An 8,626-nucleotide genomic window follows, 5' to 3' on the forward strand; every position below is an offset into this window, starting at 1 on the left:
GGGCGTCGTGGCGCGTTGCGCTGCGGACCGGCGCCCTCGCGCCTCGGCGCCGGGCGGTCGGCGCCCGGCCGGAGCGCCGCCGGAGCCTCACTGACCGCCATGCGCATCCACCGCCTCGTGCCGGGCGCCCTGCTCCGCGCGGGTCGCGGCGACCCACGCCGTCTCCACATCGGGGTCGAGCCGGGCGGCATGCCAGCCGGCGCGGGTCGCGCGCTCGAGAGCGTCGCCCTGGGGATCCGCGCACAGCAGCACGGCGCGCGACGCCTGGGCTACGACGGCGCCGAGCTCCGCGACGTCCTCGCCGGAGACGCGACCGGCGACCAGGATCACCGGGGCGGACGACCAGTTCGCGAGCGACGTCGACATCCGATGCAGGGTGTCCTCACCGCGCGGTGCGACCGACGCGAACGTCACGAGCAGCCCGGACATGTCCTCGTGCGATTCGACGAGCGCGATCGGCGCGCCGTCGGTGTCCATCACGCTCACGGAGTAGCCGTCGCGCGCGAGGCTCCACGCCGCCGAGACGCACAGCGTGACGGCCGCCTCGAACCGCTCGTCCCGGTTATGGGGCGCCTGGTGCCCCCAGCGGGCCATGCCGCGATCGAACACGACGATCGCGCGCGGCGTCGTCTCGCGCTCCTCTTCGCGCACCATGAACGATCCGTGATGCGCGGACGCGCGCCAGTGGATGCGGCGCATCGAGTCCCCGGGCGCATACGGCCGGGGAATGAGGTTGTCGGCGCCCTGTCCGTGCCTGCCGGTCGTGACCTGCGAGCTGCCCGTCGCGCCGGGCGACCCTGGCAGGGCGGGCAGCGGCACGACGGCGGGCACGATCGTCACGGGCGTGCGCATCCCGATCGTCGTGCGCCGCCGCGCGAGGCCGAACGGGTCGACCGCCACGGTCTGGAGCGGCCCGACCGTATGGCGCCCGCGCCGCATGCCCATCACGGCATACGACACGTGCAGCGTGCCACGGCCGCCGGGCGGCAGCTCGCCGGTCGGTCCCTCGGCTGCGTCGTCGGCGACCGGCCGGAGCGCCTCCGGCAGTCCGTCGCGCCACGTTCCGCCCGGCACGGGGCGTGCAGACAGCAGCAGTCGCGCCTCGACGCGCGACACCCCACCCACGCTCGCGACGTCCGTCGACAGTGAGCGGTCGACGTCCGTGACCCGCCCCGCCAGGCGCAGCGACATCCAGCCGGCGGCGACGAGCAGCAGCAGCGTCAGGCCGAAGATCGCGAGCTCGATGCGACCGAGCGCGATCGCGAGGATCAGCAGCGCGGTGCCCAGCAGCGCTGCCGCGAGACCGCGCCCCGTCAGCGGTGCGCCGCCGAGGGGACGGGACGACCATCCCTCGGGGGCTGCTGCGCGCGACATGTCCGTGTCCGGATCAGCGGACCGCGAGCGGGACCCGCACGGATGCCGCGATCTTCTCGAGGATGGGCGGCACCGGATCCCCCGCGCGATGGGCGCCCGAGGCGCTGCGTGAGGGGATGAGGCGATGCGCGAAGACGGGCTCCAGGAGGTCGGTCACGTCGTCCGGGATGACGAACGAGCGGCCGTCGAGCGCTGCCCACACCTTCGCGGCCCGTACGAGCTGCAGCGTCGCCCGGGGGGAGGCGCCGAGGCGCAGGTCGGGATGCGCGCGCGTCGCCTGCGCGAGTGCGACGGCGTACTCCTCGATCGCGGGGGCGACGTGCACCGACCGCGCGAACCGGATGAGCGCCGCCACCTCCTCGACCGACACGACGGGACGCAGCGCCGCGAGCGGGTTCTCGGTGTCGCGCTGGCGCAGCATGAGGGCCTCGGCCTGGGCGTCGGGATAGCCCATCGAGATGCGCAGCATGAACCGGTCGCGCTGCGCCTCGGGAAGCGGGTACGTGCCCTCCATCTCGAGCGGGTTCTGGGTCGCGACCACGAGGAACGGATCCGGCAGCGTGTGCGAGGTGCCGTCGACCGTGACCTGGCGCTCCTCCATGGCCTCGAGCAGTGCGGACTGGGTCTTGGGGGAGGAGCGGTTGATCTCGTCCGCGATCACGATGTTGGCGAAGACCGCGCCGGGCGTGAACGTGAACTCGCGCGTGGCGGGGTTGAACACCGACACGCCCGTCACGTCGCTGGGAAGCAGATCCGGCGTGAACTGGATGCGCCGCACGCGCGCATCGATCGACGCCGCGACCGCTCGCGCCAGCACGGTCTTCCCCACGCCGGGGACGTCCTCGATCAGCAGGTGCCCCTCCGCCAGCAGCGCCACGAGCGCCATCCGCACGGCGTGCGGCTTGCCGTCGATCACCGAGGCGACGGACCGGACGATGCCATCCGTCGTCTGCTGGAAGCGCTCCGGGGTGAGGGGATCGGGCACGGGCGCTCCTTCGATCGTCTAAACTGGTGGAAGCTCTCCGCGTGGCGACATCCAGGCCAACTCCCCCAGGACGGAAACGTAGCAAGGGTAACCGGGCTCTGTCGGGTACGCGGAGAGTCTTTCTTTTTCGCGGCGACTGTGCAGGATCGCCGCCACGTCCGGTGTGCACGAGCCCGGGATGAGAACGGCCGGATCCTGCGACGATGCGGGATCCGGCCGTTCTCGTGCAGGACCGTTCGGGTTCGGCCCCAGGGGCGGTCGTCGCCCCGCTCAGTCGGCGCCGACGGAGATCGCCTGAGCGGTCTCCAGCTCCGTCTCCTCGACGCCGTCCGCGCGCTTCAGGTGGCGGCGTCCCGTCAGCACGATGACCGCCGAGATCAGCAGCACGACGACGCCCACCACGAAGGGCGCGGACGTCGAGTCGAACACCGTCTCGCCCAGCCACGACGCGAGCGGCGGGGCGATCGCGCCGCCCAGGAACCGGACGCCCGAGTACGTGCTCGAGGCCACCGAGCGGGGCAGGTCCGTGGCGTCCATCGACACCTCGGTCAGGACGGTGTTCATGATGCCGAGCAGCAGGCCGCCGACGACCACGAGCACGATCAGCGCGGTCGCGCTCGCCGCGAGCAGGGCCATGAGGCCCTCCACGAGCGCGAGCGCCGGCAGCACGATCATCAGCACGGTCGTGCGCCGCATCCGGGCGGTCAGCGCCGGCGCGACGAACACCGACGTGACGGCCACCGCGAGTCCCCAGCCGAAGAAGATCCAGCCGAGCGTCATGGCGTCGTCCATGCCGAGCGGCACCAGGGCGAACGGCGTCCACGCCAGCAGCACGAAGAAACCCATGTTGTAGAACAGGGCCGCGAACGCCACGACGCGCAGCGAGCGGTTGCCGAGCGCGCGGAACGGCGCGGACAGCGCGGTGGGCGCGGGCGCGGACTTCGGCAGCCGCAGCAGGGCGACGATCGCAGCGAATCCCACGGCCATGAGCACCGCGGTGCCGAAGAACGGCGCGCGCCACGAGGCGCTGCCGAGCAGCCCGCCCAGCAGCGGCCCGACCGCCAGGCCGATGCCGAGCGCGGCCTCGTACAGGATGATCGCGCCGGCCGTGCCGCCCGTCGACGCCCCGATGATCGCCGCGAGCGCCGTCGAGATGAACAGGGCGTTGCCGAGCCCCCAGCCCGCGCGGAACCCGATCACGCCGCCGACCGAGTCGGCGAGTCCCGCGAGTGCCGCGAAGAGCACGATCACGCCGAGGCCGATCAGCAGGGTGCGCTTCGCGCCGATCCGGCTCGACAGCCACGACGTGAAGAACATCGCGCCGCCCGTGATGAGCAGGTAGGTCGTGAACAGCAGGGACGTCTCGGTGCTCGTCGCGTGCAGCTCGCGCGCGATCGCGGGCAGGATCGGATCCACGAGCCCGATGCCCATGAACGACACCACGCAGGCGAAGGCGATGGCCCAGACGGCGAGGGGCTGCTTGAGGATGCTGCTGCCCGCAGGGGCGTGGGCGTTGTTCATTCTGCTCCGTTCGTGAGTTCCGCGGTGCGCGCGCTCAGGAGTGCGGCCGTGGTGTGGATCGCGCGCCAGTCGTCGTCCGTGAGGTTTGCGAAGCGCGGCGCGAGCACCTCGCGGACGGTCGCGAACCAGTCATCGCGCGCGTCGCGGCCCGCGTCTGTGATCCGGATCACGACCGCGCGCGCATCCGCGGGATCCGGGGCCTTCTCGACCAGGCCCCCGCTCGACATCAGGTCGACCAGCCGCGTCATCCCGGGCTGCGTGACGCGCGCGGCGGTCGCGAGCGCGCCCAGGCGCAGCGGCCCGCTCTCCTCCAGGATCGACAGCGCACGCCACTGCGCGGCGGGCGTGGTCGAGCCGGCCGCGCGCGCCACGACGCGCCCGAGCCGGTGCGCCGCAGCGAGCACGTCGGTGAGGGCCTCCAGGTTTTGCATGCCAAAAGTATATAACCTGAGTATCGAAGGAGACCCTGTCCCCACGAGGCGCCCCGCGCCTAGGCTGGCCGTGTGGCGAGGAGCATCTACATCACCTCCGCGGAGGGGCACTCCGGCAAGTCCACGATCGCGCTCGGCGTCCTCGACGCCCTGAGCCGGGCGACGCCCAAGGTGGGGGTGTTCCGGCCGATCGCCCGCTCGACCGCCGAGCCCGACTATGTGCTCGAGCTGCTGCTGAGCCACGACGGCGTCGACCTCGCGTACGACGAGTGCGTGGGCGTGACCTACGACGACGTGCGGGCCGACCCCGAGGCCGCGCTCGGCACGATCGTCGCCCGCTTCAAGGCCGTCGAGGCGCAGTGCGACGCCGTGGTCGTGGTCGGCAGCGACTACACCGACGTCGGCAGCCCCGCCGAGCTCGCGTACAACGCGCGCGTCGCGGCGAACCTCGGCACGCCCGTGCTGCTGGTGCTCGGCGGCCGCGCGCAGCAGGGTCAGGCCGAGCAGCTCGGCACGACCACGGCGCGGACGGCCGACGAGGTCGCCCAGCTCGCCCGCCTGGCGTTCCCCGAGCTGCAGCGCGGCCGCGCCGAGCTCGCCGCGCTGGTCGTGAACCGCGCCGACCCGGATCGGCTGGCCGACATCACGGCGGAGGTGGCGTCCGCCGTCGGCTCCGGCGTTCCCGTGTGGACGCTCCCCGAGGACCGCATGCTCGTCGCCCCGTCCATGCAGGACATCCTGCGTGCGCTCGACGGCGCGCTGCTGAAGGGCGACGAGCAGCTGCTCGGGCGCGAGGCGCTGGGTGTCGTGATCGCGGGCATGTCGATGGTGAATGTCCTGCCGCGCCTCATCGAGGGTGCGGTCGTCGTGATCCCCGCCGACCGCACCGAGGTGCTGGTCGCCGCGCTGCTGGCCAACCAATCGGGAACGTTCCCCAAGCTCACCGGCATCGTCCTGAACGGGCCCTTCCCCGTGCCGGAGGATGTGCTGCGCCTGATCGACGGGCTCGGATCGTCCCTTCCGATCGTCACGACGGATCTCGGCACGTACGAGACCGCGGTGCGCGTCATGGGCGCGCGCGGACGGGCATCCGGATCCGGCCGCCGCTACGACACCGCGCTGGCGATGTTCGAGCAGCACGTCGACATCGCCGAGCTCACGCGCGTGCTGGGCGTCGCCCGCGCGACCGTCGTGACGCCGCTGATGTTCGAGTACGGGCTCATCGAGCGCGCTCGTGCCGACCGGCGCCACATCGTGCTGCCGGAGGGCGGAGACGACCGCGTCCTGAAGGCCGCCGCGTCGCTGCTCAAGCGCGGCGTCGCCGAGCTGACGATCCTGGGCGAACCCGACACGATCCGCTCGCGCGCGACCGAGCTGGGCCTGGATCTCGCCGACGCGCACCTGGTCAGCCCGTTCGATCCCGAGCTCGTCGAGCGCTTCGCCGCCGAGTACGCGAAGCTGCGCGCCCACAAGGGCATCACGTACGAGAAGGCCGCGGACACCGTGACCGACGTGTCGTACTTCGGCACGATGATGGTGCACCTCGGGCTCGCCGACGGCATGGTGTCGGGAGCCGCGCACACGACGGCCCACACGATCCGGCCCGCGTTCGAGATCATCAAGACCAAGCCGGGGGTCTCGGTCGTCTCGAGCGTGTTCCTGATGGCGCTGCAGGATCGTGTGCTCGTCTACGGCGACTGCGCGGTGATCCCGGATCCCACGAGCGAGCAGCTCGCCGACATCGCGATCTCGTCGGCCGCGACCGCCGCGCAGTTCGGCGTCGAGCCGCGCGTGGCGATGCTGTCGTACTCGACGGGCGAGAGCGGATCGGGCGCGGACGTCGAGAAGGTGCGCCTCGCGACCCAGCTCGCCCGTGAGCGCGCGCCGGAGCTGCCGATCGAGGGGCCGATCCAGTACGACGCGGCCGCGGACGCGGCGGTCGCGAAGGCGAAGCTGCCGCAGTCCGAGGTGGCGGGTCGGGCGACGGTGTTCGTGTTCCCCGACCTCAACACGGGCAACAACACCTACAAGGCCGTGCAGCGCTCGGCCGGAGCGGTCGCCATCGGCCCCGTCCTGCAGGGGTTGAACAAGCCGATCAACGACCTCTCGCGCGGCGCGCTCGTCGGCGACATCGTCAACACGGTCGCGATCACGGCGATCCAGGCCCAGCAGGCGTGAGCTCGCCGACGGGGCAGGGGTCGCCGCGATGCGGCACGAGGCGGGACACGGATGGCCGCGTCCGGGCTCGAAGTGGGACACGGGTAGGGAGCAGGAGTCACGCATGAGCATCGTCCTCGTCGTCAACAGCGGGTCGTCGTCCTTCAAGTACCAGCTGCTCGACATGGCGCGCGCCGCCGATGGAGACGGCCACCCGACGGGGCGCGTGCTCGCGTCGGGCCTGGTGGAGCGGATCGGCGAGACCGCGGGGCGCGCGACGCACACCGTGCGGTTCCACGCTGAGCCGGGACGGCCCGCGCCCACCGTGCTCGAGGCGACGCACGAGATCGAGCGACCGATCCCGGATCACACCGCCGGCTTCACCGCGATGCTCGACGCGTTCGCCGAGCACGGACCGTCGCTCGACGAAGCCCCGCCCGTCGTGGTCGGGCACCGCGTGGTGCACGGCGGCGCGCGGTTCTTCGAGGCGACCCTGATCGATCAGCTCGTCGAGATCAACATCGACGAGCTGTCCGTGCTCGCGCCGCTGCACAATCCCGGCGCGCTGCAGGGCATCCGCGCGGCCCGCCGCGCGTTCGCCGACCTCCCGCACGTGGCGGTGTTCGACACGGCGTTCCACCAGACGCTCGCCCCCGCGGCCTACACGTACGCGATCGACCGTGAGCTCGCCGAGCGGCACCGGATCCGCCGCTACGGCTTCCACGGGACGAGCCACGCGTACGTGAGCGCGCAGGCCGCGCAGTTCCTGGGTCGCGACGTCCGCGAGCTGAAGCAGCTCGTGTTCCACCTGGGCAACGGCGCGTCGGTGACCGCCGTGGACGGAGGGCGCTCGGTCGAGACCTCGATGGGCCTGACGCCGCTCGAGGGGCTCGTGATGGGCACGCGATCCGGCGACCTGGATCCGGCCGTCCTGCTGCACCTCGCGCGTCGCGCGTCGATGTCGATCGACGACCTCGACCGGCTGCTCAACAAGGGCAGCGGCATCTTCGGGCTCGCGGGCGTGACCGACATGCGCGACCTGACCTCCCGGCGCGAGGCGGGGGACCGGGACGCCGAGCTGGCGTTCGACGTCTACATCCATCGCCTGCGCGCGTACGCGGGCGCCTACATCGCCCAGCTCGGCGGAGTGGACGTGATCTCGTTCACCGCCGGTGTGGGAGAGAACTCGGCGGCAGTGCGCGCGGGGGCGGTCGAGACGCTCGGCTTCGCGGGCGTCGAGCTCGATCCTGCCCGCAACGAGGCGCGCGAGCGCGGCACCCGCCGCATCTCGACCGACGGCTCCCGCGTGGAGGTGCTCGTCGTGCCGACGAACGAGGAGCTCGAGATCGCGCGCCAAGCGCTGGCCGTCGCGCGCTAGCGCAGCCGCTCGCCGTCGCGCATGAGCGCCACCCGCGTGCGGGCTCCCCAACGCCTGTGAGCCCTCTTCGCTGCAATACCCGCGTAACGCGCCGCGACTAATCTGGGTCGCGTCCCAAGCGTTCAGGAGCATCCGTGTCGAATCTGCCCGATCTGACCACGTACGACGCCGTGCTGTTCGACCTCGACGGGGTGATCACCCCGACCGCCGAGGTGCACATGCACGCCTGGCGGACGATGTTCGAGCAGCTGTTCGCCGACTGGGACATCACGCCGCCGTACCGCGACAGCGACTACTTCGACCATCTCGACGGCAAGAAGCGCTACGACGGCGTCGCCGCCCTGCTGCGCAGCCGCGACGTCGAGGTGCCGTGGGGCGACCCGTCGGATGCCCCCGAGGAGAACACCGTGTGCGGCATCGGCAACCGCAAGAACGTCGTCTTCTCGCGCGTGCTGCGCGAGGACGGCATCGCCGCCTACCCCGGCACGCTGCGGCTGCTCGACATCCTGGACGCCGCGAACGTGCCCGCGGCGGTCGTGTCGAGCTCGAAGAACGCCGAGGACGTCCTCGCCGCGGCGGGCATCCGCGACCGCTTCGAGGTCGTGATGGACGGCGCCGTCGCCGAGCGCGAGCACCTTCCCTCCAAGCCCGCTCCCGACGTGTTCCTCGTCGCGGCGAAGATGGCGGGCGTCGAGCCTTCGCGCGCCGCGGCGATCGAGGACGCGATCTCGGGCGTCCGGTCCGCGGCGGCGGGCGACTTCGCCCTCGTGGTCGGCGTCG

At 72.2% G+C, this 8,626-nt stretch carries 7 protein-coding genes and 1 other RNA gene; 4 read left to right on the forward strand and 4 right to left on the reverse strand.

The window, feature by feature from the left end; genetic code table 11:
* Window positions 1-87 precede the first annotated feature (87 nt).
* A complete protein-coding gene (locus tag RIF89_RS08385; protein ID WP_309068668.1) occupies window positions 88-1,374 on the reverse strand; it encodes a DUF58 domain-containing protein in 1,287 nt (428 codons plus the stop codon).
* Between the two features lie 13 nt (window positions 1,375-1,387).
* Window positions 1,388-2,359, reverse strand: coding sequence for a MoxR family ATPase (locus RIF89_RS08390; protein ID WP_309068669.1), 972 nt, complete (start codon window positions 2,357-2,359; stop codon window positions 1,388-1,390).
* A gap of 27 nt (window positions 2,360-2,386) precedes the next feature.
* On the opposite strand from RIF89_RS08390, the gene ffs reads away from it, so the two are divergent.
* An RNA gene (gene ffs / locus RIF89_RS08395) (signal recognition particle sRNA small type) lies at window positions 2,387-2,486 on the forward strand.
* A gap of 143 nt (window positions 2,487-2,629) precedes the next feature.
* Here the strand turns inward: ffs and RIF89_RS08400 are convergent.
* A complete protein-coding gene (locus RIF89_RS08400) occupies window positions 2,630-3,880 on the reverse strand; it encodes an MFS transporter (protein ID WP_309068670.1) in 1,251 nt (416 codons plus the stop codon).
* Complete coding sequence (locus tag RIF89_RS08405; protein ID WP_309068671.1) at window positions 3,877-4,311, reverse strand: MarR family transcriptional regulator; 435 nt, start codon at window positions 4,309-4,311, stop codon at window positions 3,877-3,879. Before RIF89_RS08405 ends, RIF89_RS08400 begins: the two co-directional genes overlap by 4 nt.
* A 72-nt stretch (window positions 4,312-4,383) precedes the next feature.
* On the opposite strand from RIF89_RS08405, the gene pta reads away from it, so the two are divergent.
* The 3 genes from pta to RIF89_RS08420 form a co-directional block, all read left to right on the forward strand.
* Window positions 4,384-6,489, forward strand: a complete 2,106-nt coding sequence (gene pta, locus RIF89_RS08410; protein WP_309068672.1) for a phosphate acetyltransferase — start codon at window positions 4,384-4,386, stop codon at window positions 6,487-6,489.
* Between the two features lie 103 nt (window positions 6,490-6,592).
* Window positions 6,593-7,846, forward strand: a complete 1,254-nt coding sequence (locus RIF89_RS08415; protein WP_309068673.1) for an acetate kinase — start codon at window positions 6,593-6,595, stop codon at window positions 7,844-7,846.
* A gap of 134 nt (window positions 7,847-7,980) precedes the next feature.
* The coding region (locus RIF89_RS08420; protein ID WP_309068674.1) for a beta-phosphoglucomutase family hydrolase at window positions 7,981-8,626 on the forward strand (646 nt) is incomplete at its 3' end.

Source organism: Microbacterium sp., assembly GCF_031178525.1.
In the GTDB taxonomy this organism is placed as follows: domain Bacteria; phylum Actinomycetota; class Actinomycetes; order Actinomycetales; family Microbacteriaceae; genus Microbacterium.